The following is a 24,675-nucleotide window of genomic DNA, read 5'->3' as shown; positions in this document are numbered from 1 at the left end:
ATTTAACTACAACTTCAGAAATATACTGTTATCGTTTGTTATGCAAAGTAGTCGGCATCCCGAAAGTGCCTACCTTCAGCATCTTTCCTTGAGAGTATGGGGGGACGCCCATCTTCGATCGGCCAGCTTATATTTAGGTCCAGATCATTCCACAATATCGACTGCTCTGAGCTTGGAGCGTAATAATCTGTACATTTATATACAAATTCAGCCGATTCACTTGTAACATAAAACCCGTGCGCGAATCCCTCTGGTATCCATAGTTGCCGTTTGTTCTCAGCTGACAAATAGACACCGACCCAGCTGCCGAAAGTTGGTGAGCTTTTGCGTAGGTCTACGGCAACATCAAAGACCTCTCCTTGTACCACTCGCACAAGTTTTCCTTGAGTTTGCTCTGTTTGATAGTGCAGACCGCGTAAAATACCCCTGGAAGATTTACTATGATTATCTTGTACAAATACACTATTTGCACATTTATCCAAAAATACATCATCACGAAATGACTCAAAGAAAAATCCTCTTTCATCACCAAAGATCTTTGGTTCGATGATTTTTACATCGGGTATATCTGTTTCAATAATATTCATAAGGTCTAAATGTCTACAACTGCCAAGACCAAGCTCTATCAAGCTCAAGCTAAAAACTGTAAGAAGTGGAGCCGTCCATCCTTAGACGATACCCTGGTTAAACTTCAAATAACCAATATATGTTATCGCTTACTTAAAGATTTGAAGCATACCTGCGCTCACTTAAAGATGATATTTCGCCATTTTCAATTAGCAATTGCATTAAGTACTTACCATATCCACTTTTCATAAGTGGCTGTATTTGAGCTTCCAGTTCTTGAGCACTAATAAAGCCTTTGCGATAAGCGACCTCTTCAGGGCAAGCTATTTTCTGCCCTTGTCGGCGCTCAATCGTCTGAACAAATTGCGCTGCATCCAAAAGGTTGTCATGGGTACCTGTATCCAGCCAGGCGCTACCTCGACCAAGGTGCTCTACATCTAGCTGCCCCTGCTCTAAATACACCTTATTGATATCAGTGATTTCCAGCTCTCCACGAGTACTAGGTTTGACTTCTTTAGCAATGTCACAGACTTGGCTGTCATAGAAGTACAACCCCGTTACAGCATAGTTTGACTTGGGTGCTTCGGGCTTTTCCTCTAGGCTGACTGCTTTTCCTTCAGTATCGAACTCCACAACACCATATGCTTTAGGGTCTGCAACACGATAACCAAAGACAGTAGCACCATTGTCTCTTTTATCAGCCTGCTGAAGAATTTGGCTAAAGTTATGTGCGTAAAAAATATTATCGCCCAGAACCAGTGCACTATTACTATCGCCTACATGATCACGACCAATTAAAAATGCTTGGGCCAAGCCGTCTGGAGACGGCTGCACCGCATAAGAAATGTTTAATCCCCACTGTGCACCATCTTCAAGCAGACGCCGGTACAAACATTGCTCATCTGGTGTTGTAATAATCAGAATATCCTTGATTCCTGCCAACATAAGGGTAGTTAGGGGGTAATAGATCATCGGTTTGTCATAAACAGCCATTAACTGCTTCCCGACACCCTTTGTTAAGGGATATAAGCGTGTACCAGAACCTCCAGCCAAGATAATTCCCTTCCGATCAGAAGACCCCTTCACAGTTTTTCCCCCAACGTTGAATCAATATTCATTTATTAATCACATCAAACAAAAAGATGTCGATGCAAAAATACAGGATTTATAGACTTAAGAGTCCAGGAAAGTTATCAAACTTTATAATGACAAATTCGAAGTGAATAATTACATACAACACTTTAAATCGGTATGGTGTAAGACTTACAGCTTATAACAGCCAGTAAGGAAACTAACCATACCGATTTATATCGTGCAATATGGGAGCCAATCTTAAAAAAGTTTACAACCTATCAGTACCAAATTAGAAAGATAGAACTGCGGCGGTTCCAACAGCTATACGGTAGAGTATTTCTGTTACATCTTTGGTTACTTGTAATTCACTGGAATGAATTTTTGGCATAATCATAATTTCATCTCCAGGGCGTAATCTATCCCCCAGACGATTATCAAAATCACTATCTTCTATACGATTAATCGTTCCATCGAGATGTAGAATCACCAACTCTTTACGGTTTGCATTATTGGCGAATCCACCGGCCAATTCTATATAGTCCTCCAAAGTCCGCTTCTTGCTGAAGACCAGGGAAGTTGGGAAAATTACCTCTCCCACGATTGACACAGTTGATGATTTCAAAGGCACAATCAACTCATCACCATCTTCAAGCAGCATTTCTGCTGCGTTTGGGTTGTTCGCAATAACAACCTGGCCTCTGGGTTCGGCCTTTCGCGCCTGCTCGATAAAGTTCTGAATCATCATGGCGTTGTCTTTTTGCGCAGACTTTTCCAGGTCAGTATTGGGCTGGCGAGTTAGAACTTCCATCTGAAGCGCATCTAAAGAACGATCAAGAGCAGCCCGCTGGCGATCAGCGACACTCTTTCTATACAGCTGTATAGAGTTTCTATCTGCATTATCGCGAAAACTCAATTGACTAAGTAATTCGTCAAGAGTTGCACCATAGGGCAGTACATAAGTTGCAGGCCCATCCAACTCACCGGATACCCGGATTGAAATAGACTCAATATCGTTATCGCGTACCAATTCTATATGCGCTCCCGGATAGAGGCGTGTGGTCATGGCACTTGCAAGTGGCATATAGTCGGCTTGCTGAAGACCATCAATTACCTGAGTAATTCGTGCAAAGTTCGCCTGAGGGTCAGGTTTTGTTACGAGAAGCATCTCACCCAGTTGGGTGTAGGGTCCTATAAACTCCATCTGTGCAGCTTGCTGCACCGCTCCTTCAACTGTTACCGAACCATTACGAGCACCAACGACTACAACATCGCCATTGCGAAGTTGTAAAGCAGGCATAATTCCATCCACCAGGAAGCTATACAAGTTTACCTTTTGTATTTCCTCTCCCTGACGCATTACTTTGATATCAACAAAGCTGCCACTTTGCTCATCGATACCTCCAGCACTATCCAAATAGTAAAGGATCGAGTCTGAGCTAAAGCCGTTATAGAGACCAGGGTTCTCCACAAAGCCTGTTACAAAGACTTTAACCGGCTGGCTCGCCTCCAAGTTGGCATACGCTTGCACATTATTCTTGAATACTCGCTTTACATGACGCAGAACGAAGTCATTCAATGCGCCATTCTTTACTCCAGCAACATGAACTGGGCCAACCTCGGGGACAAAAATATTGCCTTTCGGGTCTACCGGTAACGTCGCACTAAAGCTATAGGCACCCCAGAGCTGTAGATTAACCTGGTCGCCAATCGATATTCTATAGTCGGGATTAAATCCACTAAATGGCTGATCTTTAAACGCGCCCTGAAACAGTGACTCCCCAAAAACGGGTATACCTGTCTCAGGCATTTCTGTTGAGGCAACCTCATCAATTAATTGAGTTTCCAATGCTCCGGCCTGAATACTGGACAGTGATAACAACAACCCTATACCAAAACTAAAGCGCTTTATTTTTTCAGTAATCATTTGCTTGTTCTTTGTAAATTGATATTTACTCTGTCAGCGACATCAAAAATTCACCGACACTATTCTGTCTTGCAGCCTTTTGTCTGTCGCTACATCCTATGATCCCGAATAGTCACAACTAGCATCTTTCCTATTCCATAAAGCATTAGCAGAATAATTCCCAAGCTGGCTAGGTTATAGAGCTTGTGCGGATACTCTGCTTTCTCTGCTAACGATGGCTGGGTTACCACCATCAAGTGCTTAAGTTTACCTGACGCTTCCATACGAGCAGTTTCCAATGCTTTTAAAGAAGCTGCATAGGCATCGGTTGCAAATTGCAAATCGAGTTCAAGATTCTGGAAATGAGCACCAAGAAAATTAAGCCGTTGCTCTCCTTCTTCTTCCCCTATCCCCACTAGGCGTACCTTTTCTATCTCAATTTGGTTTTCTAACGCATCGATGTCTGCCTGCATGGAGACCACTTGTGATGAATCAGCATTTAGATAGGATTTTGCTGCAGTCAGGTTTGCTCGTTGCTCAGCCAATCGCGCCTCTAGCCCTTGAATAATGGTACTGATACCTTTTGTAAGTTCTTCGGGACTTACAACTTTATGACTATTCTGGAAGTCAAGAATTTCTTGCTTAGTACTGCGTAACTTAGCTTGTGCCAAATCAACTTCACTCTTTACAAAAGCCACTTGCTTATCTGCAAGCTGATTGCTGATCTCGTTAACAAAATCTTCTGACTTTTGAATAACTGTCTCAACCAATCTTTTAGCAAAAGCCGGGTCGAATGCCTGCATTTCTATAGTAATAATTCCGGTAGCTTCATTATGGATAACACCAATATGATCACGATAGTATTTCAGGTAGTCCTCCTGAGTAGCATCTGAAGCCAAGCGCGAAAAGATATCGTGGCTAGTACTTCTGTAATAATCAGCCAAATGTAACGTGTCATCCAAATACAGGGCCATATCCAATGACTGGATATAGTTCACCACTAAAAACGCATCCTGATTATCTGCTGACATCCCTGGAATTAAAAAACCTAATGCGGGTGATGCAGCCTGTGAGGAAACACTATCTTTTACGATTAATTGGGTATTGCTTACATAACGCTCAGAAACCCAAAATAGGTAATATCCTGCCATTAGAATAAGGGGAAATATGACTAACAGGCCGAGACCTCTGGAATGATAGATTTTTTTGAATAGTTTCCCTTTCCCTTCATTCTCATTGTTGCCGGTTAATTTGATAAATAGTTTTTTTGTTTTATATAGAAAACTATTCGATCCTCCCCCTGCTAGCTCAAGGTCTTTTTTTTGCTCTTCAATGACTGGTTCTTTGGCTTCCATAATCGACTCTTATGCACTCACTGCCGGCTTAGCTGCGCCACTTTCGGATTGCGGTTTTTTCACTGGTTTTTCGCCCTTGTATAGATCAATAGCCTCATCTACGGTATCAAAAATTCTGAGGCCATTTGAATCAAGGTAAATTCCTACATCACAGTTTTTCTTAAGCATCCCCATTGCATGGGCAACGATAATAAAAGAAGAGTTCTTACGCTTTTCGGCAATAACTTCTTCACATTTCTTTTTAAAGTGAGCATCACCAACAGACATCACTTCATCGACTAAATAAATATCAAAATCTACGCCGATACTTAAACCAAAGGCCAAACGCGAACGCATACCAGATGAATAGCTCTTTACGGGTGCATCAAAGTAATTGCCAATCTCGGCAAAATCCTGAACCCTATCCATCAACTTCCGCTGGGTAGCTCCCCAGATACCGTGGATACCGCAAATAAAGGCCACATTTTCGCGGCCAGTCATGCTTCCTTGAAATCCTCCAGATAATCCCATGGGCCAGGAAATTCTCTGATCCGTGACTACCCGCCCATAATCTGGATAATCAATACCACCCATAATCCGCAGTAAAGTTGTTTTCCCAGCTCCATTACGCCCTAGGATGCCAATATTTTTTCCCTCAGGGAAATTTGCACTTACATCCCTAAAGAGAACCTTTCTTCCATGGGGAGTTCGAAAAGATTTGGTTAGTTTTTCTAGTCTAATCATTGGCTTCTTACCAAATCCCGCCAATTGGCCCGGTAACACAACAGACCGAAAGCCAACATCGAAATTGAAGCACCCATTAAGTACTGCAGGCTTCCAAATATTCCATGGTAGTTTTTGAATAGCCCCTCACGTGTCAACTCAATCACATGCAGTATTGGATTCCACGCTAGGTAGACATGGTATTCTTGAGGAACTTGCTCCAGAGAAAAAAATACTCCAGACATAAAATACAAAGGTCGTATTAGCATTGGTGACAGCTTTGCAAGCTCAGGGAATTTTACCCCAACAACACAGAGAGCCAGGCTCAGGCCTAAGCAAAAGCAGAAGAAAAATATATTTACTATTACTAGGAGCAAAAAATTATTGAATGGGCTTGTGACGCCAAACCAAGCAAACACAATTATTAAGGTAATAATTGTTGCTAGATAAATAGCAAATTCAAGGAGCACCCGTGTAAGCACAGCATCGAAGGGCCTTAGCTGACGATAATTAAAGAGCCCTCGATTCGATTCCACTGCTGCCAGCCCCTTTTGAAAACAGTGAGTGAAAAATAGGAATGGGGCAATTCCTCCTAGCATGAATAGCGGAGTTGGAACACCGGGATAGAATGCATCCTTCAGGAAACTAAAGACTGCAACCAAGACCATAATATGCAGTACTGGTTCGAGAAGCATCCAGGCATATCCCAGTCGCCACTTGCCAAAGCGAGTTTTCATCTCGCGCACTAGCAATGCGTAAATGACGTCACGCTGAATTTGCCAGACGGAGCGTTGAACTGATGGATGCATAGCGATTACTTTCTTGGCAATCTGTGAACCAGTCGTTACCCAATCTTGGGTTAGAACTGAGACAATTAATTCAAATAATATCGAGGCATTCTTGAAGCCAAAATGCCTTCGCTTGTTGGGTCGGCTCTATCGAGATATGACGCCACCACTCTGGGCCGCCAAGCTTAGTTCGAGCTCAAGGCACCGCAAAATGGACGCGGAATCCTATCGCAGCGTCTCTTCTTCGTCATTTTTTAATTAATTACGTGCCATTACGTTCGTCCCAACAGTCTAGCTCAAAGCTATCTATCGTGGACGATACGCCCTTCTAGATGATCGCCAATGATGATTATCAATTTCTCTATGAATAAGCAGGCGACATCTCCAAAATGCATATTAGCCGCGGACAACAATGCTATCACTCACGCATTTTGCGAATGTGAATACACAAGCATTAACTGGGAGAAACAGACGCAAACAGACATCAATAGAGCACTTAATGCCATATCCGGCCTAATTGCTGAGATCCTGTACTGATTAAGATATAACCAGCTCCGAGTCTCTGATACATAACCCTTTCAAGATTTACCCAATATTTCTGAGCAAAATCCACGCCAAGATAACTTTTAAAAGGGAACTTAAGGTGTTAAGGAAGAGGCTATTCTATCTAAGTAGAAACTCCCAACACTTTGCCCCAGATTTGATAGTCAAATTTGGCACATCTGTACAACATGATCTTACTGCTCTCCATCTAACTCGCTGTAGGTTAATGAGAAGAAGTAATTGGGAGTGGCCAGAAAGTTTAACCGCCCAGTATCAAGACCATTTTGGTACTTAAGTATCACTTTGCTTTTGGCACAGTAAGATTAACCTCAAGGGGCGAGCAAGACCTTTTTAAGTATCCCTCTGCTTGTATCCCAAACCCTACTCTCACAGAGATCAACAAAATGTGTGATGTTATGGCTAGTATTCATCCATTCTCCATAGGGTTCATGATTAGCTCGAAAAACCTACTGAACAGTGGCGATTAAGGGCATAGGGGTAAAATACAGAGAGGTCCTCACCTCCCAAATTCCATACGTTATCAGTGCTCCTAGGCTGAAAGCTTCCTATTGAGTATGGGTCTTGCAGTGCTTCTAAATAGTGATTAACGAGTGGCTTATCTCTGTTGGTCCTTCGATTAACTGAGAATAAACCCTACTCTCTGTATTCACCTTTCTTCATACCTGACAAATCACAAGCATAGGTAGAATCATTTTCAGCTTTACCGTTAATACCAAAGCAAAAGAACAAGGGCATACTGTAGAATATAACCCCCAAAAATAACAGCGTACCTAAGACTGCCCATAGTAGTTTTACTTTCAGGTGATTTATAGTTCTCTCCTCAATTACATATTTTCTGCTGCCTCATTTTGTCTATTTGTTCAATTATGCTCAATCTAGGCCAATATGCTCCAAAGAGTTGTGCAATCGAAAAACTATCATCCTTCTTAATTTTTTGTTTAAGTATCAATCAGAAACTCTAACTCTGGTGAGGATTTTGTCGGTACAACTTGCGTCACTTCATAAGCAGCCAATTCCTCACGATAGAATGGATCTTGTTTTAGTACCTGATCTAACGCAGACCGACTATCTATGGTCACCAGGATTACCCCACCTGTGCGAGGCTCCTTACGGCCGGAAAGCTGGAAATATCCTAGCTCGTAGTACTTATTCAAAAAATCAATGTGCTCTGAAATAAACTTTTCCACCTCCTCAAGGGGTTTTATATAGGTAAGGGATACTATGAACATGTTGATCAACCTCTACTTGCAATTCAAAATATCAAAAGTAGAGATCGTAGATTTATCTTCCATCCAATCTCTTATTAACGTAGATTGCCAATCTACAACTCTCGACTTCATTAGAGGAGCATTATACCTACAGGCAATCTGCAAATAAGGACAAAGAGCTCGGTATTGATGCCTAATAAGTAAGGACCTTTCCAGATAGCATTACCTCAAGTGCAAAATCCAAATAAGGATTCAATAAGGCCCCAAATTAATGAAGAATAGATTAACAGTTGTCTATTTGCTTTTTGGTTAAAAGCCAGTTTTCACGATAGTAAATACTTGCATCATAGTGGAACGTTAAAGTCTTCGGATCCAAATAATAGGGAAAACCACTATTGCTGAATATAATAAAGTCATATCTTGCTAAGGCATGTTCTTGAAAAGAATAATACTGACCATACTCAAATTTATTGCAGGTATTGCTGTAAATTTTTAATAGCCTATCAATAAATATGGCTTCTCTATTATATTTACTCATATCCTCCAGCAATTGAGCTCTGGCATCTAAAAAACTGGAAATAACAAAACCAAGAGCTAATGCACAAAAAATCACTATATATTTTTTGATAGATAACTTTACTCGCTGGTATCCTTCTGACATCTGATAATCCTTAACAGTAAAATTATCCATATAAACCAGCATGATTGTAACTTCATGATACAGATATGGACTTTATCTCATCTACTCTATGAGGCAGTTAATCGTCAGCATACGTTGTGCATGCTGACACAAATCAGCCGAAGCATTCACCCATTAATAAACTTAGAGTTATACGAATGAGTATTATCGGCAAAGAATCATAAGAGCTTCACCTCTTGCTCCACCAATACCTCCCCCTACAACTTTCCACCCCTCGGGTACTTTTACAGTTTTCTCTGGAACTTCCCCTTTGTTTAATGACCTTCCAGATACTTGCCATAAAGTAGCAGCAAAGCATTCACTTAGCTGCTCATCTGATTGCTCTTTACTCTCCTCAGGATCAGCTTCAGCAAAAGCGTTTAAAGCCCCAAGAGAAACTACTAATCCAAGTAATCCAGAGAATAAGATACTATGCTTTTTCATTGACTTCCTTTTAGAACTAACTCTTAAACTTCTTATCTATCCATCCTTTACGATAGGAACATATGGCCGACTAAGAAGTCAATAAATACACCTTCTTTTATTTTAGATTGAGCCACTTTTCTCTATCTGACCAGCCGAAAGATTTCTAAAGTGGGGAATAGATGTTGAGAGCTAATTTTTATCTTTGTAATGACTCTACAAATAACCATCGAAATAGCGACCGAAGAAAGTTTCCAAGTAGCTCATACGTAGCAAAGGCTACACGTAAAGTACCGTTTCATAATACCCGAAGCGTAATGTCAGGAATTTGGTCTAATAGATAAAAGTGCATAATATCTCTTGTAGGCCCCCTAAAATCACAAGTAAGCATGCCCTAATAATTATTCACCCCAATATCAAAAAATCTAGGCGATCTGAAAACCGTATAATTTAGCTGGTAATAGAGGACTGTCATATTTAGCTTTTTTGAGTTCGCGAATCATAGATGTCGCGATAAGCTAAATAAGAGATTCGCTTAAAGAACTTCTTGTAAGTTTCCCACCTTAATTGGTAAAAAATACAGTCCTATAAAGCATTTGAGCATTTTTCAAACAGTAAGCAAAGTCTGGTTGTGGCATCATATTCAACTACGTAAATTAATTCTCAGCCTATGGAAACGATGTAATGTATAAAAAGTTATCCATTAAAACTGGCCTTACCATCCTAGCATCCGCAATTACTTTGATGGGATGTACAAGTGCCCAGGAAAAAGAAGCGATGCAGAAGATAGTATTTTCTAACGCTGAAGCTATAGAAGGATGCGTACTAGTAGAAGATGTAACATGCAAAACAATCAGGGTTAACCAGGGAGATGTTTGTACTCCTTGGTTACAAAAAAGGGCTGTGCGAAGAGGCGGAACCCATGTGGTTAAGGCTTCTTCAAAGGCGCAATTTGGCGATATCTATATGCCTAACGGAGTATCGGCAGGTAAGGCTGTAACAGGCACGCATATCCCAGCGAAAATCTATAACTGTAGTGCTGCTAGCGAATAAGCGCTAACATCCCCAGGGAGCAAGTCACATTATCACTTGCTCCCCGGCAGTATTCTTTAACATTCCGCTCAACTCAAACTATAACTTCTTGCTTACCCCAATTTTAAGCTACTCCTTGAAAAAAGCCCTAAAGAAGAGAAAATTTCTAGAATTTGTCTTTTTCTTCGCCACTAGATAATTGCAGCAATCTTAATGAAATATAGATAGTATGACTTATCATACAACGGTTATCGACTCACTAAGACACCGCGATCCAGGTCTCTGCTTCCCCATCGATTACAGCGATCAACTGATTGTTACTGAATGGAGCTAATTCCAGCTCATCTGAATATTTAGAAATAACAAGTTCAGCAGCATCCTTAAACGGTTGGTTTCCATAGTGAGGTAAGGGATAGAAGTGCACAAGATTTAACCCTTCATAAGACTCTAGATTCTTCGCTGCATCGGGGTTATCCATCTCCCGAATATACGCGATATTCGGCGAGAGGATTACAGTACCTGCCGACTCACCTATATAGGGCTTACCCAGCCTAATCTGCTCCAACAAGATTTTGTCTGCCCCACTTCGCCTAAGCTCTTGAAGTAGGAAATAGGTGTTACCACCAGTTACATAGATATACTCATTGTTTTGCAGTTTATCTTTAATCTCATCCACTGAAGCCTTAGACACTTCCAATTCATCTACAATAAGACCTAACTGCTCCAGCTCCTTCTTGGCATCTTCCACATAAAAAGTGATCTCTTCGGGAATGCTTGCAGTAGGGATGAATGTAACCTTCTTACCTTCAAGCCGCTTATCAAAACTCGCGATTGCGCTCGCGACCTCAGCAAAATACGAAGTCAAGAATAGCTTGGCCATATATTTTAATCCTTTAAAGTACTTAATTAATCAATTACTTGATATCGATATAGTTTACTCGAGATGTGAACAGGTCAATAAAGATGTATCACATTATCCGATTATGTATGGAGGGCCCAATATTATTTTTTTATTATCTCGCAACAAAATCATCAATTACCGATTCCACCTTGAAAGTGGCCAACTTTGTCACTAAATCCAATAATAAATGGCGAAGCTTCTCCCCCTGATTTTTACAGGAATGTTTATATCAGGCTGGTTTGACTATGAATTTCAACAATATTTATAAGCAGCTAAAGCCAAGTTTAAAGTATGATCTAAGTGGAACTAACAGGTAACCAAAATCACTTCTTTATCATTCACTATCTTGGCATCTCTCATAGAACCAGAAGCATAAGCAAGCAAAATCTGTAAGAACCATATTACATAAAGATTCGGCAGCTTAACTTTTGTACCATTTACCTAATAGTAGGAGCCAATTAGCATACGCAAAATGGAGGGGAGATAAGTCGCTCCAGAGGCTGCGGCTTTTGCTGCCCTTGTTTATGATGCATTTTTCGTACACGATCTTTCGGAGTGAGCACTCTTGCTCCCGAATCTACCTGAATCCCACCAGTGATATCTAACCATTTAGCAAAAAACGAATATATTTTGGTATAGCCTTCCCAGCCTTTAAAGTAGCCGAAAATCGCAGCCACGATATAAACCACAAACAAAGTACAAAAGAATATGGCTTCACGGTCAGGAAAAAACAGCTCTTCCATACCCTCTTTGGGGTTTACCCCCGGGCGAACCCCATAATTAAAATCACATTAGAAAAAGCAGAAGAGTTACCGGGATACAGCCTAGCATTATCCCTCGAGCAATTTTCTCCGGTTTTGTTGGCTGATACATGTATTGCACCGATGATTAAAATCGATTGACTGGAAGGCAAGGCGTGATAGGAATTTTAGGCAAAAAAAAGGGCCTAAAAGACCCTTTTTATTTTTGCGAGTTCTGGATAAGAGATTTTCCATCTCTTCTCGCACCCCTTGATAGATAAGGGAAATTTGGTGGAGCTAAGCGGGATCGAACCGCTGACCTCAACACTGCCAGTGTTGCGCTCTCCCAGCTGAGCTATAGCCCCAAATTTTGTTGCTTGACGTTTCCGTCGAAAGCGGGGCGCATTTTAGCAAGGTTTAGGCGCCTGTCAACAGAAAAAATAACTCTTTAATCAATTAGTTAGCTGCTGACACCATAGGCCCCCGGAGGCTGCCGCTTCCAGGGGCTCACCAACGCGAATCAGCCTTACTTGAGTCCAGCGTACTCTTTTTCCCAGCGCTTCAGCACCTTCTTCCCGGCACCGCCCAATACGTCGATCGCCTGACGCAGGCGGGCGCGGCTGAGATCGGGGCCCAGGAGCACCATGGCTTCCATCACGGAGAAGGACGCAGTGGTGCCGCTGATGGCGACAAACAGTGGAGCGTTAAAGTCTTTTAGCTTGATTTCCATGGCCGTGGACAGCGCCTTCACCGCCTGGAAGATACTGTCCTTGTCCCAAGCGCGAAGGGCTTCCAAACGCCACAGGGCAAACTGGAGTAGCTTCTTCTGGTCATCCAGGGGCAGCTTGTTACCGCTGAAGCTGTCTTCGGTCAGGGGCAGTTTGCCAGAGGCGAGGAAGCTAACCAGCGGAGCAAAGTCACCGAAGGTTTCCATGCGCTCTTTCGCCTGGGGCAGAACCTTAAGCAGGTTGTCGCGGTTAAACATCCACTCGGTCAGGCGATCGGCGAGTTGCTCGTTTTCCAGTTCACGAATCCACAGACCGTTCAACCAGGACAGTTTCTCTACATCGAATACCGGGCCACCCAGGGAAACACGCTTAATATCGAAGTGCTCCAGCATCTCTTCGAGAGAAAACTTCTCGCGCTCATCCGGCATGGACCAACCCATACGGCCCAGGTAGTTAAGCAGTGCTTCGGGCATAAAGCCGGCGCGCTGGTAATACAGGATAGAGGTGGGGTTCTTGCGCTTGGAAAGCTTGGTCTTGTCCGGGTTGCGCAACAGCGGCAGGTGGCAGAGCACCGGCATTTCCCAACCGAAGTATTCGTACAGCAGTTTGTGCTTGGGTGCGGAGTTGATCCACTCCTCACCGCGAAGAACATGAGTGATCTCCATCAGGTGATCATCCACCACGTTCGCCAGGTGGTAAGTGGGCATACCATCGGACTTGAGCAGAATTTGTGCGTCTACTTGGGCCCAGTCGATTTCAATAGTACCGCGCAGCAGGTCTTCAATTACACATGAGCCCTCTTCGGGCACGTTCATACGCACCACATAAGGTGCTCCGGCAGCGCGTCGCTTTTCCACTTCCTCTTCAGGGAGCGCCAAGTCGCTGGGCTTCAGTGCGATGCGACCTGCTTCACGCAGTTCTTCGCGGAGCTGCTCCAGCTCTTCCGCAGTGCGATAGCAGTGGAAGGCGTGCCCTTTTTGTACCAGCTCATCGCAGTAAGTTTTGTAGATATCGCCGCGCTCACTTTGGCGATAGGGGCCATGAGGGCCGCCGACATCCGGTCCTTCCTGCCAATCCAGCCCGAGCCAACGCAGGCTGTCGAGAATGGCTTTCTCCGATTCCGGGGTACTGCGCTGCTGGTCGGTGTCTTCAATACGCAATACAAACTGGCCGCCTTGAGCGCGGGCAAAGCACTGGTTGAAGAGGGCAATATAGGCTGTACCAACGTGGGGATCACCGGTTGGAGACGGTGCGATTCGGGTTCTTACGGTCATGATAAACCTGATTGATAAATGGAGGACTCGTTAAACCGCAGGATTATAGCGCTGGCCAGCCTCTTGGCACAGGCGGGGTTTTCTCCTCAATAAGAATATTTACGCGCCATAACTTCATTATTGTGAGCTAATGACGTGACATACATCACGAAAAAAGTATTATTGCGGCCATAAAGAAGGAATGGCTTGACTAACGTATTACCCCAAATTTTGCAGGGGTTTCCGCGAGCAGCTTCTCCCTAAGAACGATAAATTAATCGCTCAGGATGGCATACCATGCAAAAAAATGTAGTTCGCACACTGTTTTCTGCTATTGCAGCAGGTACCCTTTTCAGCATTTCTGCCGCTTCAATGGCCGCTACTGATAGTGCAAGCAGTGATATCACCCTCTCTTTCACTCCCACCATTGAGATCACTCGTGTAGACAACCTCACGATTACCGATCCCACTTTGGGTACCGATGCCGTAGGCACCGAAGATTTCTGTGTGGGCGGCCTCGGGTTCTCCACCTACAGCATCACTTTCGACAGTAATGATTCAGTAAATGATACTGAGTTCACCCTCACTGACGGCACCAACAATGTCCCTTACAGTGTTGGTTTTGATAACAGCACTTCCGGTACTTTTACAACTGTTACCGAAGGCGATGCGTTGACAGGCCAAACCCGGAATATCGCTTCCTGTGGCTCCAGCGATAATGCGCGCTTCCAAATCACTGTGGCCAACAGCGATTGGGAAACTGCAACTGTGCTAAATGGCACCACCTATACCGATACCCTGCTGATCACTGTCGCCTCCGAGTAACAGTAAAGAGTGGCTGGCCCTGCCAGCCATAGCTCAATATGGCAGGACGTCATCTGGGGCGCCTTGCGCTGGCTTTGTGTCTGGTGCAAGCCTCCTGCCCCGATACCCTTGCAGCGACCGCAGCGACTTTCCTATTGGAAACCTCTGCTCCTGAAGGGTTTGATGATCTCACCGAACCCCAGCAACTCGTGGTGGATCTCTACTACGGCGGCCGGGAAATTGGTGCTGCGCAAGTCACAATAGATCCGCGCTTTGTTCGCTTTGACTCCCCGTCTGAGGTACTCGAACTGTTGCCCGAGGTTCGCGATACCGAGCGGATTCTCTCCATCCTCGAACGACCGCAAACAAGAAACAGTCACCATGTATGCCGCTCAAACCGGCAGATTGGCTGCGGCTACTTAATGCCCTCGGAGTTTGCCGTTATTTACGATGAGCAGCTCTACCGGTTGGATCTTTTTTTCTCACAAGAGCTGTTGCCGCAACAAGCGGCAATCAATGATCCTTATCTGCCGGAAGCGAGTTCTGACTTCTCTATCGTGCAAAACCTGAGCGGTTCCTGGAGTGGGGTTGAAAGTGATTGGGGCCCGGACAGCTATAGCGCTGCATTAAATGGCAACACCATAGTAAGCTTTGGTGAGAGCGCTCTGCATTCACAATGGTCTGCAGCCTCAGAGCAGGACAGCCGGATCCATAGCCTGTATTGGAGTCGGGATTTTCGGGGGCAAGCCTATTCGGCCGGCCTTTTACAACCCCAGGGTGGCTTTGGCTATTTCCGGCCCCAGGAAGCGATCTATGGCGTAGAGCTACGCACTTCCCAGCGCACCCGAACCGATATCAGTTATCAACAGGGAGCGCCGGTTGAAATTAATATGCCGGTGCGCGGTAGAGTCGAGGTATATCAGGATGAGCGACTTATCCACACTGAACTACTGGAGGCCGGCAACCGCCTGTTAAACACCTCTACCCTACCCCACGGCGCCTACGACATTGAGGTGCGCACCTACGATGAAGCGGGGCGGGTATTAAGCCGGCATATCGAATTCTTTGCCAAGGATTCGCTATTGCCAGCCCCAGGCGAGTGGTTTTGGAGCTTGCAGGCAGGTTTGCCCACCCGCAGTTTTTGGGACGATACTCTGCCGGACCACTACGACGATGGAATTATTACGGCCTCTATCGCACGCCGTTTAACGACCGGATTGGGTCTTTTTGTTTCTGGTGCCGCAACCGAGGAGCAGCAATTGTTGGAAGTCGGCGGTCGCTGGATTGGCGAAGGCGTTGAAGTCTCCCCAAGCTTGGTGACATCCGGTGATGGACGCAGTGGATACCGATTGCAGGCATTACTTAAAATGCCCTACGGGACTTTTAGTGCAGTAAAAACCGAGCTGGATGCCAATAAAACGCCGTTCAATAACGATAAATATACATTGCTGCCGGGCAGCTATTCCCAAACAAGTCTGAGTTTGCGCACAGCAATATTGGGCGGACAGCTATCCCTAAGATTCAGCGAGCGGGACCAAAACCAACTCCCCGGCAGTATCGACAACGGCGATTCACTGAGCAGTGCCCAGAAGTTAAAAACCCTGGAGTTCCGCCACCCCATTTTTAAGAGCACCCGCTGGCTCGGCAACGCCACTCTGTCCCACAGTGATGCAGACGGCGATCAATACACCAGTCTGGAATTCCAGTTCCGAATGCGCTCCAAACACTGGCAACACACCGCTAATCTCTATAGCGACAACAGCGAACAAAGCACTAGCAGCGAGCGATTTGCACTACAAAGCCGCTGGTACGACCGGGATTTATGGGCGGCTGAATTTGAACAGCAGCTTTCTATGGAAGCATCCCCTGAAGCCAATTACCTGGAGGCCCGTACGCATTTAGCGGGACATCACGGATATTTGAATACTGCAGTTGGGCTTTACGATGATGATGAAGGCCGTGCGATCAACTACCTCGGAGGGTTCAGCACCAACCTAATTGCCACAAAAAATTCCCTCAATTGGGGCGGTGAGCAAAATCTCCAGAGCGCAGTTATCGTAAATATCGAAGGCAGTGAAGATAAAGATTTTGAAGTTTTGGTTAATGGCAGCCGCCGTGGATACGCCAAAGGCGGCACAACGTCAGTGATTAATTTACCGGCTTATCGCAGTTACGACCTTTCCCTCCGGCCTCTGGAAGAGGGCTTTTTCGATTACCGGGAAACCTCCGAAACCATTACCCTGTATCCGGGCAATGTGGGCGCCAGCAGCTACCAAATACTGCCACAAATCCTGGTACTGGGCCGATTAACCAGCCTTGGCCAGGGGCTGGCAAATACAGAAGTAATCATTGGCGAACACTCAGCGAAAACTGACCAATACGGCGTTTTCCAAATGGAATTCCACGGTGAACATAACACCATCCTAAATACAGAAGTTCGCTGGGGAAATTGTAAAGCCTCAATCGAGGCCACTTCATCAGGTGATAGCTGGCTCAACCTGGGAACCATAGAAGAGTCAGAGGCCAAATGCCAGACTGGGCAAATAGCAGAGGTAAGCCGTGTCCATAACTAAGAAGCTGCAAAAACTTGGCCTAGTCTCTGCGCTGTTGATTCCGCTATTTAATATACCAGTACAAGCCCAGGTAAATTGCTCCAGCAATGACGATTTGCGAGTTTGTGGCTTGGAAGATTCACACACTATTGATTACGAATCAGAACCTAAAGAAATTCAGTTCACTACCCGAAGCCTGCTGGGAAGCTGGACCCTACGCTACGATGTAGAAGTGAGTCCGCTCAGTGGATCTACTTTCGCACTATTTGCGGACAGTGGTGAACAGCTGGATATTGATATTTCATTTCGAGCCAATAACGGCACCACGGAAACACTCAGTCCAGGAACTCAGTCCGCTACTTTTGCTGGCACCAGCGACGATGCAGATACTTATTTAGTGATCGAGCTGGACAGCAGCCAAATACCCTCTTCCAGCCGCTACTCCGCCAGCTTTGAGATGACACTGAATAATTATTTTATTATTTGGACTGCCGGCACCGAAACAGTTCAGTTTGACATTGTGCTGGACGTAGAGCCAAACATCGCCATTCGCAATCTGGGTGATATTGACCTCAGCAACAGTGGCACCCTGTTTGGACAGGCCATTGAGGGCAGTGAGGACTTTTGTGTTGGCGGTATAGGATTTAGCGGTTACACAGTAAACCTGTCCAGCGCCAATGGCAGCACCGGGGGATCAGGCAGTAGTGCCTATCAATTGGGGGGAAACAGTGAACAAATCCCCTACAGCGTTGCCTTCTCAGACAACCTGGCTGCAACTTCAGGCATTTCCCCGGATAGCCTTGGCGATATCTCCGGCAGTTTTAGCCGAACTTCGGATGAAAACTGCCTTTCTGATAATGCGCGAATTTATATTTCCATTGCGCCCTCAGACTGGGAAAACGCGGGCGAACCTCTCTACACCGATGTACTCACAGTAACGGTGAGCAGCCAGTGAGCTAAATACAAAATAATCCTTTAATCCGCCCAGCCTGCTATAGGCAAGCAACCAATTCTAATTAGCCACTAAGAGGAAAACGAACCCGCTCACTCTGCTGCCCTCGCAGTAAAACTTCCAGCTCGCCGCCAACGGGTTTACCCGTTACTTCGATACTGGTGCCAGCATATAACCGACCGGTGGCCTCAAGTTTTTCACACTTCTCTTCAGTCACACAATGACGAACTTCCACGACTTCTACATTAATATTGCCACTATTCGTGAGTCGGTAATTATCCCCTTCAGCCACTAAATCAATTTTATAAGCTCCGCCTTTTGGCTGCACAAATACCAATGCCTGATAAGCTACAAGGATTTTTAGTGCCGTTCTGTCACTCTTGATATCACCTACAACGGGTTTAAAAGTCACCCGGTAGACTTTTTCCTCTTCAAGATCTTTATCTAAGGCCATTAAGCGAAAGCGCTTTCTCTCTCCGGGAGCCAGGACAGCTCTTGCGGGGCTGACAAGGAGTTTAAATTCATCAGGATTTATCACCCTGACTCGACTCTCATTATCATGGCCGGGATTATCCACACGGAATATTTCAGTTTGGATATATAGCGTCTCATTATCTGGATTGCTGACGAGAACATCATCCCGGGCGCTGGGAGTATCTTCCAGGTAAAGGACAATTTTATCCACAGACATAGCTGCCATTACTGGCTGGACGACAAAGAATAGCAGTGAAAGCAGTACTTTTTTCATAAAGAGCGGGTAGTCTTAGAACTTCTTATAGTAAGCGCAATATCGGGCTGTTTTATCCACAAGTCAAATCGGAACCTAATGAGCCTCCCTTAAATCAATATCACCAGCCCCGCTAGTAAATAAGAGACAATACTGATTTGCCCTACACCGCCTGAAAAGTAAAACACTGCCAACGTAATAGATCATCCTGACGCGACATACCGCTAGCTCACTCAGTGGCGCGCTATCCATATGGGCAGTATGCAATCGATTCAGCATCATCACTATGTAAAAACCCCAGCCCTCCATTGATAGCCCTCTGGTCCCGTATTTCCTCCCCGTGAACCTTGCAACAGCGGTGGCACCGTCTATTTTTCCTGTATGACCCGGCTCCAGCCAGGGTCCGGTTCATCTCTGGGCAAAGGCCAAATCACGCCCAATTCCAGACGACAATAACACCCGCTTTTCGGACCAGATTCACATGTTAATTGCTCATCGCGGCGACAAGACCCGCCAACCAGAGAATACGATTGCCGCTTTCGAGGCGGCCCATAATCTGGGGGCCTGCGCTATTCAGTGCGATATCCGCTTCAGCGCCGACGGCACCCCCTGGTGCTTCCACGAGGATAGCCTGCACATCCCCGGCAATGACCAGTCCCAGGTCTTCCACTCCCTTAGGGATTCACAGTTACACCACCAGTCGATCAATCGCTTTATCGAGCTGGTAGACTGGGCCAGCTGCCATCGCCACCTGGATTGGTTTATCGGTATCTCACCTGCCAATATCGCCGCCACTGGATTTGTCACCGCCGTTAAAAAGTTAATGGAGCTGATGCACACTGAGAATGAGTCATTCGCTCTACTCACCGCAGACTGCCGCAGCCTCAGAGCCGCCCGCAATATGGGCTGGCATCGGGTTGCCCTTGAGATCAATAGTGTCTCCCGGTGCCTATCTGCCGACATTGTTACTTTGGCGCCAGAATATCTACTAATTCGCGACAGCCAGGTTGAATGTGACGAATTGCCCCCAGGCCCCTGGCAATGGGTTGTCTATGAAATCAACTCAACAGAAGAGGCAGTACTCTGGCGCAAGCGCGGTGCTCACCATATTCTCACCGGCAACTTGCCGCTGCTGATGCGCTCCCGGGAAGCGAGTGATGTCTACGGATTTTGATGTCCTGGTAGTCGGCGCAGGTATACAGGGAGCGGGAGCCGCTGAGGTTCTGGCCACAAATCACTATTCCGTGGTGATACTCGAACAGCTGGGTATCGCCGCCGCCACTTCCTCTCGCTCCTCCAAACTCATTCACGGCGGCTTGCGTTACCTGGAGAGCGGCCAGTTCCGTTTGGTCTACGAGTGCCTGCGGGAGAGAAAGTGGCTACTGGATAACAAGCCTGAACTCGTGAGAATGGTCCCTTTTTATATCCCTATCTACCAGCACAGCAAGAGACCGGCCTGGCTGGTCCGCTTTGGGTTGAGCCTCTACAGCCTTCTGTCTGGACTGAGTAACACCGATTCATACTTTCGCAGAATACCCAAATCCCAGTGGGACAGCCTTCCAGGCCTGAATAGGGAAGGCCTAAAAGAGGTCTTCCGCTATAACGATGCGCAGACCGATGACGCAGCCCTTACCCGGGACGTAGTTGCCTCAGCGGTTGCCCATGGGGCGCAGATTATCTGTCCCGGTAGCCTAGTAGGTGCAGAAGTCACTGGGGATGGGGTCCGCGTTGACTATGTTGCTAATGGCAAGCTCAGCACGTTGCGCACCCGGGCGCTCATAAATTGCAGTGGCCCCTGGGTAGCCAACACGAATGCACGCTGTTCACCGCCAGTGGAGCTGCCCCCTATCGATCTGGTCGCAGGTACCCATATTTTATTGCCCCTCTCTCTTGGCGATAAAATCTACTATGTGGAGGCCGATGATGGCCGTGCGATTTTCGTGATGCCCTGGCAGGATAAAACTCTGGTTGGAACTACAGAACGCCCCTATTTTGGCGATCCTCGGGATGTCACCCCCACACTAGAAGAAGAGAGTTACCTTCTGCAGACCGTACAGAAATATTTCTCTCAAGCCCGGGAGCTCAATGGAGAAGATATTTGCGAGAGTTATTCCGGACTACGGGTACTTCCGGAAATGGAAAAGAGTCCTTTTGCGCGCTCCCGGGAAACCATTATTTGCTGTGATGATAACAAGAAGCCTAGAATTCTAGCGGTAGCAGGCGGTAAGCTAACCAGCTATCGTGCCACTGCACGTAAATTACTAAATAAACTTGAACCCACTTTATGTGTGGAACCACCCACCCCACCCAATACCCAACATTCCGAAACCGCAAAAAACTCTTCTGAACGCGAGAGAAATATCTAAAATTTCTTTCTCGCAATAGCCCCCATTTACTTGGGAGCCAGAAAATGGGGAGCAAGAAAAACCTCCTACCCCCGAATTTTACTATTAACCTTCATCCACATTGGAATTCATTACTGCTAAACACTGACTTCCCGGACCTGAACAAGGTCCCTGCAATACATAAGTGGCACGCTTATCACATCCTGAAACCCCATAAGTTCTGTATCCCAGTTGCTGGATCGTTATTGAGCCCGCATCACAGTTCAGATCAAAAGGCGCCCTTTTAGATACAGTTTCTTTCATTAATGAAGCGCATCCACCCAAAACCAGTACCACAGCTCCCACACTGATTAATTTTAACTTCATACTAAACTCCTTTTATAAATTTTGTTGAGCTTGGCCAAAAAGTCAGAAGTGCACTGCCACCAAAGAAAAGACTGCACTCAAAATAATCGGCTCAGTATTAAGGACGGAGCAATTCTATCTTTCATCACAGAAATCTGTCAGCAGAAGAACATTGTGTTCACTCACTATTTATTTTGCTAATGTGGATAATTCAAATTACCAGCAAGTACAAACTGAATAAAACCTGATCTCTCTTTACCTTGCATACATCAGCCATCAAGGATCGAATGAGAAGCTCTTGGTATATCAACCCGTTCCAGCTTTTACATCCACCGTAGATCTCTCACACTATTAGTTACACAAGCAACCGCTAGGATAAGAGCACCCCTTATAAAGCCCGCCAACCATTATTCGAGTTCCACCTTATTCGAGTTCCACCTTGCTGTTCCGCAAGCACTCACTCCAGGAAAGGTGCCCGAAGTTTCACAATAAAGCCGCACATCACCATAGGCATCCCATATAATGGCGGCTACTCTGTTTTTATTAGTGTTTTACTCCGCAGTTTATGTCCGAATTTAATACCCACCGTTTCTGCACTGCACCACTTCTCGATTGGAGCGACCGCCATTGCCGCTATATGTGGCGCCTATTGAGCAAGCATGCACGCCTGTATTCGGAAATGGTGACCACCGGGGCAATACTGCATGGTGACCAACAGCGACATTTGCAATTTGATGCAGCTGAACAACCTGTCGCCCTGCAGTTGGGGGGCAGTGACCCTCAAGAACTGGCTGAATGCGCCCGTATCGCCGAGGAATGGGGCTATAGCGAAATCAACCTAAACTGTGGCTGCCCCAGTGACCGAGTCCAGTCCGGGCGTTTTGGTGCCTGCCTTATGGCGGAACCGGATGTGGTAGCCGCAGGACTCACTGCCATGCGGGAAGCGGTATCTATTCCGGTTACCGTCAAGCACCGTATCGGCATCGACGATATGGAAGACTACCCAGGCCTGACCCGCTTCGTGGAGGCCCAGGCCAATGCCGGTGTGGATACCTTTATCGTCCATGCGCGCAAAGCGTGGCTAAAGGGGCTAAGCCCCAAGGAAAACCGTGAAATTCCTCCGCTCAATTACGACATGGTTTACCAGTTAAAGAAGGATTACCCCCAGCTACAAATTGTTATTAATGGGGGGATCAATTCAATTGAGGAATGCCAGCAACATTTAAGCCACGTGGATGGTGTTATGCTGGGGCGCGCGGCTTACCAAACCCCGACAATCCTGGCCCAGGTGGACAGCCAATTATTTGGCGGTGAGACCGGCCCGGATGCCATCCAGGTGGTAGAGCAGATGCTGCCCTATATCGAGCAGGAAATGCAGCGCGGACAGCGCTTGAATCATATCACCCGGCATATGCTCGGGTTATTCCAGGGGCTTCCTGGTGCTCGACGCTTCCGCCGCCATTTGAGCGAAAATGCCCACAAGCCGGGGGCGGGTCCCGAGGTGCTTGAACAGGCATTGGCCCAGGTCACCCAAGCCGCTTAGACCGCTTTCAATATGTAGACCAGTGAATAATTAAGGGAGGAACCATGAACAAGTTGGAGCAACTCAAACAGCGCAGCCAGGTTGTAGCAGATACAGGAGATATTGAAGCAATTCGCCGATATTGTCCTCAAGATGCCACAACCAACCCCTCCCTACTGTTTAAGGCCGCCCAGCTCCCTCAGTACGACAACCATATCGCCGAGGCACTTCAGTGGGCCGAAAGCCACCAGGGTGGCTCGAACGCGGAAAATATTGCACGCCTGGCCGCCATCAAACTGGCTGTCAGCATCGGCACGGAAATCTTGCAGTTGGTGCCCGGGGTGGTATCCACCGAGGTCGATGCTCGCCTCTCCTTTGATACCCGCGCTACTATTGATTACGCACGCCACCTGATCGCCCTCTATGAACGCGCAGGTATTGCCAAAGAGCGGGTATTGATCAAGATCGCGTCGACATGGGAAGGCATTGCTGCCGCATCAGTACTGGAGCGCGAGGGAATCCACTGCAACCTGACCTTGTTGTTCAGTCAATCCCAGGCGATTGCCTGTGCCGAAGCCGGGGTAACTCTGATCTCCCCCTTCGTCGGTCGAATCCTCGATTGGCATATCGCCAACAGCGGCCGCGAGTCATTCCCTGCGGAAGAGGACCCGGGCGTAATCTCGGTGCGCAATATCTATGAGTACTACAAGTCCCGGGATTACAAAACCATTGTGATGGGCGCCAGCTTCCGCAATACCGGGGAGATTGAGGCTCTGGCTGGTTGCGATCGACTGACAATCAGCCCTCAGCTATTACAGGCCCTGGAGGACAGTGAGGCACCTCTCGCTGCTGGCCTGCCACCGGTATCCGCAACCAAATCCCGGCCGACACAGGATCTGCCTGAAGCCGAATTCCGCTTTCAATTGAATAGCGATGCCATGGCCACTGAAAAGCTTGCCGATGGCATCCGGAACTTCGTGAAGGATCAGGAACGTTTAGAGCTATTGTTACAGAACCGAGTAAAGGGACAGCAGGAAATTCATGCTGCAACAAATCCGTAAACTGTTTGAGCAGATAGGAAATAGCGTTGATGTTGAAGCACGTGACGAAAAAGACGTGCGGATGATCAGCGCTGCGCTGTTAGTCGAGGTCGCCACTGTCGATCAAAAGCTCGATGAGTGTGAGCGTGAAACGCTCACACAGCTCTTATGCCAGCACTACTCTCTCGACCAGACTAGTGCCACAGAAATAGTCAGTGAAGCTATTGGCCAACGGGACAGAGCCACATCCCTGTTCGAGTTCACCCAGGCGGTGAATGAACAGTTCAGCGAGAGAGATAAATACCTGCTGATTTTGCAGATGTGGCAGGTAGCTTTTTCAGATGATGTTATCGAGGCTTTCGAGGAGCACCTGATTCGCAGGGTGGCAGAGCTAATTTATCTGCCACACGGACTCTTCACCAAGGCACGCGCCGAAGCGAGGGATATGAAGCGTTGCTAAGAAAGGGAGAT

At 46.4% G+C, this 24,675-nt stretch carries 23 protein-coding genes and 1 tRNA gene; 9 read left to right on the top strand and 15 right to left on the bottom strand.

Annotated elements, in window-relative coordinates:
* Positions 1 to 38: 38 nt before the first annotated feature.
* The 9 genes from rfbC to QT397_07755 all read right to left on the bottom strand — a co-directional run bounded on the left by rfbC (position 39) and on the right by QT397_07755 (position 9,284).
* Entirely contained in the window at positions 39 to 587 is a 549-nt protein-coding gene (gene rfbC / locus QT397_07795; protein ID WNZ57234.1) for a dTDP-4-dehydrorhamnose 3,5-epimerase, read from the bottom strand.
* A 133-nt stretch (positions 588 to 720) separates the two neighbouring features.
* Positions 721 to 1,653 carry a glucose-1-phosphate thymidylyltransferase RfbA gene (rfbA, locus tag QT397_07790; protein ID WNZ57233.1) on the bottom strand — a complete coding sequence of 311 codons (933 nt, stop codon included), beginning with the start codon at positions 1,651 to 1,653 and terminating at the stop codon, positions 721 to 723.
* A 277-nt stretch (positions 1,654 to 1,930) separates the two neighbouring features.
* Positions 1,931 to 3,565, bottom strand: a complete 1,635-nt coding sequence (locus QT397_07785; protein ID WNZ57232.1) for a polysaccharide biosynthesis/export family protein — start codon at positions 3,563 to 3,565, stop codon at positions 1,931 to 1,933.
* 89 nt (positions 3,566 to 3,654) lie between these two features.
* Positions 3,655 to 4,899 (bottom strand): hypothetical protein, encoded by a 1,245-nt coding sequence (locus tag QT397_07780; protein WNZ57231.1) that lies wholly within the window; start codon positions 4,897 to 4,899, stop codon positions 3,655 to 3,657.
* Positions 4,900 to 4,908: 9 nt separating this feature from the next.
* The gene (locus QT397_07775; GenBank protein ID WNZ57230.1) at positions 4,909 to 5,622 is read right to left on the bottom strand and encodes an ABC transporter ATP-binding protein; all 714 of its coding nucleotides are present in this window, start codon (positions 5,620 to 5,622) and stop codon (positions 4,909 to 4,911) included.
* The gene (locus QT397_07770; protein WNZ57229.1) at positions 5,619 to 6,410 is read right to left on the bottom strand and encodes an ABC transporter permease; all 792 of its coding nucleotides are present in this window, start codon (positions 6,408 to 6,410) and stop codon (positions 5,619 to 5,621) included. Before QT397_07770 ends, QT397_07775 begins: the two co-directional genes overlap by 4 nt.
* Before the next feature lie 1,481 nt (positions 6,411 to 7,891).
* Positions 7,892 to 8,182, bottom strand: coding sequence for a YciI family protein (locus tag QT397_07765; GenBank protein ID WNZ57228.1), 291 nt, complete (start codon positions 8,180 to 8,182; stop codon positions 7,892 to 7,894).
* A 262-nt stretch (positions 8,183 to 8,444) separates the two neighbouring features.
* A complete protein-coding gene (locus tag QT397_07760; GenBank protein WNZ57227.1) occupies positions 8,445 to 8,852 on the bottom strand; it encodes a hypothetical protein in 408 nt (135 codons plus the stop codon).
* A gap of 153 nt (positions 8,853 to 9,005) precedes the next feature.
* Positions 9,006 to 9,284: a hypothetical protein gene (locus QT397_07755; GenBank protein ID WNZ57226.1), complete on the bottom strand. Its 279-nt coding sequence runs from the start codon at positions 9,282 to 9,284 to the stop codon at positions 9,006 to 9,008.
* 663 nt (positions 9,285 to 9,947) lie between these two features.
* Between QT397_07755 and QT397_07750 the strand changes: the two genes are divergently transcribed.
* Entirely contained in the window at positions 9,948 to 10,316 is a 369-nt protein-coding gene (locus QT397_07750; protein ID WNZ57225.1) for a hypothetical protein, read from the top strand.
* 238 nt (positions 10,317 to 10,554) lie between these two features.
* On the opposite strand, the gene QT397_07745 is transcribed toward QT397_07750, so the two are convergent.
* The 4 genes from QT397_07745 to gltX all read right to left on the bottom strand — a co-directional run bounded on the left by QT397_07745 (position 10,555) and on the right by gltX (position 13,938).
* On the bottom strand, positions 10,555 to 11,175 hold the full coding sequence (locus QT397_07745) for a Type 1 glutamine amidotransferase-like domain-containing protein (protein ID WNZ57224.1): 621 nt from the start codon (positions 11,173 to 11,175) through the stop codon (positions 10,555 to 10,557).
* Between the two features lie 479 nt (positions 11,176 to 11,654).
* A complete protein-coding gene (locus QT397_07740) occupies positions 11,655 to 11,939 on the bottom strand; it encodes a hypothetical protein (protein WNZ57223.1) in 285 nt (94 codons plus the stop codon).
* Between the two features lie 286 nt (positions 11,940 to 12,225).
* Positions 12,226 to 12,301: transfer RNA gene (locus QT397_07735), tRNA-Ala, on the bottom strand.
* A gap of 161 nt (positions 12,302 to 12,462) precedes the next feature.
* Positions 12,463 to 13,938, bottom strand: coding sequence for a glutamate--tRNA ligase (gene gltX, locus QT397_07730; GenBank protein ID WNZ57222.1), 1,476 nt, complete (start codon positions 13,936 to 13,938; stop codon positions 12,463 to 12,465).
* Positions 13,939 to 14,214: 276 nt separating this feature from the next.
* On the opposite strand from gltX, the gene QT397_07725 reads away from it, so the two are divergent.
* Genes QT397_07725 through QT397_07715 form a run of 3 tightly spaced genes read left to right on the top strand, consistent with a single transcriptional unit; the run spans position 14,215 to position 18,228 of the window.
* Positions 14,215 to 14,742, top strand: coding sequence for a hypothetical protein (locus QT397_07725; GenBank protein ID WNZ57221.1), 528 nt, complete (start codon positions 14,215 to 14,217; stop codon positions 14,740 to 14,742).
* Positions 14,743 to 14,780: 38 nt separating this feature from the next.
* Complete coding sequence (locus QT397_07720; protein ID WNZ57220.1) at positions 14,781 to 17,294, top strand: TcfC E-set like domain-containing protein; 2,514 nt, start codon at positions 14,781 to 14,783, stop codon at positions 17,292 to 17,294.
* A complete protein-coding gene (locus tag QT397_07715; GenBank protein WNZ57219.1) occupies positions 17,281 to 18,228 on the top strand; it encodes a hypothetical protein in 948 nt (315 codons plus the stop codon). The genes QT397_07720 and QT397_07715 overlap by 14 nt, the downstream gene beginning before the upstream one ends.
* Before the next feature lie 61 nt (positions 18,229 to 18,289).
* Here QT397_07715 and QT397_07710 read toward each other — a convergent pair whose 3' ends face one another.
* Positions 18,290 to 18,973 carry a fimbria/pilus periplasmic chaperone gene (locus QT397_07710; protein WNZ57218.1) on the bottom strand — a complete coding sequence of 228 codons (684 nt, stop codon included), beginning with the start codon at positions 18,971 to 18,973 and terminating at the stop codon, positions 18,290 to 18,292.
* A 460-nt stretch (positions 18,974 to 19,433) separates the two neighbouring features.
* Between QT397_07710 and QT397_07705 the strand changes: the two genes are divergently transcribed.
* The gene (locus QT397_07705) at positions 19,434 to 20,126 is read left to right on the top strand and encodes a glycerophosphodiester phosphodiesterase family protein (protein ID WNZ57217.1); all 693 of its coding nucleotides are present in this window, start codon (positions 19,434 to 19,436) and stop codon (positions 20,124 to 20,126) included.
* Complete coding sequence (locus tag QT397_07700; protein WNZ57216.1) at positions 20,110 to 21,318, top strand: FAD-dependent oxidoreductase; 1,209 nt, start codon at positions 20,110 to 20,112, stop codon at positions 21,316 to 21,318. Before QT397_07705 ends, QT397_07700 begins: the two co-directional genes overlap by 17 nt.
* 84 nt (positions 21,319 to 21,402) lie before the next feature.
* Here the strand turns inward: QT397_07700 and QT397_07695 are convergent, their stop codons facing one another.
* Positions 21,403 to 21,663, bottom strand: a complete 261-nt coding sequence (locus QT397_07695) for a hypothetical protein (GenBank protein WNZ57215.1) — start codon at positions 21,661 to 21,663, stop codon at positions 21,403 to 21,405.
* A gap of 544 nt (positions 21,664 to 22,207) precedes the next feature.
* Between QT397_07695 and dusA the strand changes: the two genes are divergently transcribed.
* Genes dusA through QT397_07680 form a run of 3 tightly spaced genes read left to right on the top strand, consistent with a single transcriptional unit; the run spans position 22,208 to position 24,664 of the window.
* On the top strand, positions 22,208 to 23,185 hold the full coding sequence (gene dusA / locus QT397_07690; protein WNZ57214.1) for a tRNA dihydrouridine(20/20a) synthase DusA: 978 nt from the start codon (positions 22,208 to 22,210) through the stop codon (positions 23,183 to 23,185).
* Positions 23,186 to 23,229: 44 nt separating this feature from the next.
* The gene (gene tal, locus QT397_07685; GenBank protein ID WNZ57213.1) at positions 23,230 to 24,225 is read left to right on the top strand and encodes a transaldolase; all 996 of its coding nucleotides are present in this window, start codon (positions 23,230 to 23,232) and stop codon (positions 24,223 to 24,225) included.
* Positions 24,206 to 24,664 (top strand): TerB family tellurite resistance protein, encoded by a 459-nt coding sequence (locus tag QT397_07680; protein ID WNZ57212.1) that lies wholly within the window; start codon positions 24,206 to 24,208, stop codon positions 24,662 to 24,664. Before tal ends, QT397_07680 begins: the two co-directional genes overlap by 20 nt.
* The last annotated feature ends 11 nt before the right edge of the window (positions 24,665 to 24,675 follow it).

This window comes from Microbulbifer sp. MKSA007 (genome assembly GCA_032615215.1).
Taxonomy (GTDB): Bacteria; Pseudomonadota; Gammaproteobacteria; order Pseudomonadales; family Cellvibrionaceae; genus Microbulbifer.
This window is presented reverse-complemented; position numbering and strand designations above follow the sequence as displayed.

What these genes read in the sequence shown, in the direction of transcription:
- QT397_07695 (WNZ57215.1), bottom strand. Translation starts at nt 21,663, where the DNA reads ATGAAGTTAAAATTAATCAGTGTGGGAGCTGTGGTACTGGTTTTGGGT.
- QT397_07785 (WNZ57232.1), bottom strand. Translation starts at nt 3,565, where the DNA reads ATGATTACTGAAAAAATAAAGCGCTTTAGTTTTGGTATAGGGTTGTTG.
- QT397_07740 (WNZ57223.1), bottom strand. Translation starts at nt 11,939, where the DNA reads ATGGAAGAGCTGTTTTTTCCTGACCGTGAAGCCATATTCTTTTGTACT.
- QT397_07705 (WNZ57217.1), top strand. Translation starts at nt 19,434, where the DNA reads ATGTTAATTGCTCATCGCGGCGACAAGACCCGCCAACCAGAGAATACG.
- QT397_07720 (WNZ57220.1), top strand. Translation starts at nt 14,781, where the DNA reads ATGGCAGGACGTCATCTGGGGCGCCTTGCGCTGGCTTTGTGTCTGGTG.
- QT397_07710 (WNZ57218.1), bottom strand. Translation starts at nt 18,973, where the DNA reads ATGAAAAAAGTACTGCTTTCACTGCTATTCTTTGTCGTCCAGCCAGTA.
- QT397_07780 (WNZ57231.1), bottom strand. Translation starts at nt 4,899, where the DNA reads ATGGAAGCCAAAGAACCAGTCATTGAAGAGCAAAAAAAAGACCTTGAG.
- QT397_07765 (WNZ57228.1), bottom strand. Translation starts at nt 8,182, where the DNA reads ATGTTCATAGTATCCCTTACCTATATAAAACCCCTTGAGGAGGTGGAA.
- QT397_07680 (WNZ57212.1), top strand. Translation starts at nt 24,206, where the DNA reads ATGCTGCAACAAATCCGTAAACTGTTTGAGCAGATAGGAAATAGCGTT.
- QT397_07750 (WNZ57225.1), top strand. Translation starts at nt 9,948, where the DNA reads ATGTATAAAAAGTTATCCATTAAAACTGGCCTTACCATCCTAGCATCC.
- gltX (WNZ57222.1), bottom strand. Translation starts at nt 13,938, where the DNA reads ATGACCGTAAGAACCCGAATCGCACCGTCTCCAACCGGTGATCCCCAC.
- rfbC (WNZ57234.1), bottom strand. Translation starts at nt 587, where the DNA reads ATGAATATTATTGAAACAGATATACCCGATGTAAAAATCATCGAACCA.
- QT397_07775 (WNZ57230.1), bottom strand. Translation starts at nt 5,622, where the DNA reads ATGATTAGACTAGAAAAACTAACCAAATCTTTTCGAACTCCCCATGGA.
- dusA (WNZ57214.1), top strand. Translation starts at nt 22,208, where the DNA reads ATGTCCGAATTTAATACCCACCGTTTCTGCACTGCACCACTTCTCGAT.
- QT397_07745 (WNZ57224.1), bottom strand. Translation starts at nt 11,175, where the DNA reads ATGGCCAAGCTATTCTTGACTTCGTATTTTGCTGAGGTCGCGAGCGCA.
- QT397_07760 (WNZ57227.1), bottom strand. Translation starts at nt 8,852, where the DNA reads ATGGATAATTTTACTGTTAAGGATTATCAGATGTCAGAAGGATACCAG.
- QT397_07770 (WNZ57229.1), bottom strand. Translation starts at nt 6,410, where the DNA reads ATGCATCCATCAGTTCAACGCTCCGTCTGGCAAATTCAGCGTGACGTC.
- QT397_07755 (WNZ57226.1), bottom strand. Translation starts at nt 9,284, where the DNA reads ATGAAAAAGCATAGTATCTTATTCTCTGGATTACTTGGATTAGTAGTT.
- tal (WNZ57213.1), top strand. Translation starts at nt 23,230, where the DNA reads ATGAACAAGTTGGAGCAACTCAAACAGCGCAGCCAGGTTGTAGCAGAT.
- QT397_07725 (WNZ57221.1), top strand. Translation starts at nt 14,215, where the DNA reads ATGCAAAAAAATGTAGTTCGCACACTGTTTTCTGCTATTGCAGCAGGT.
- QT397_07700 (WNZ57216.1), top strand. Translation starts at nt 20,110, where the DNA reads ATGTCTACGGATTTTGATGTCCTGGTAGTCGGCGCAGGTATACAGGGA.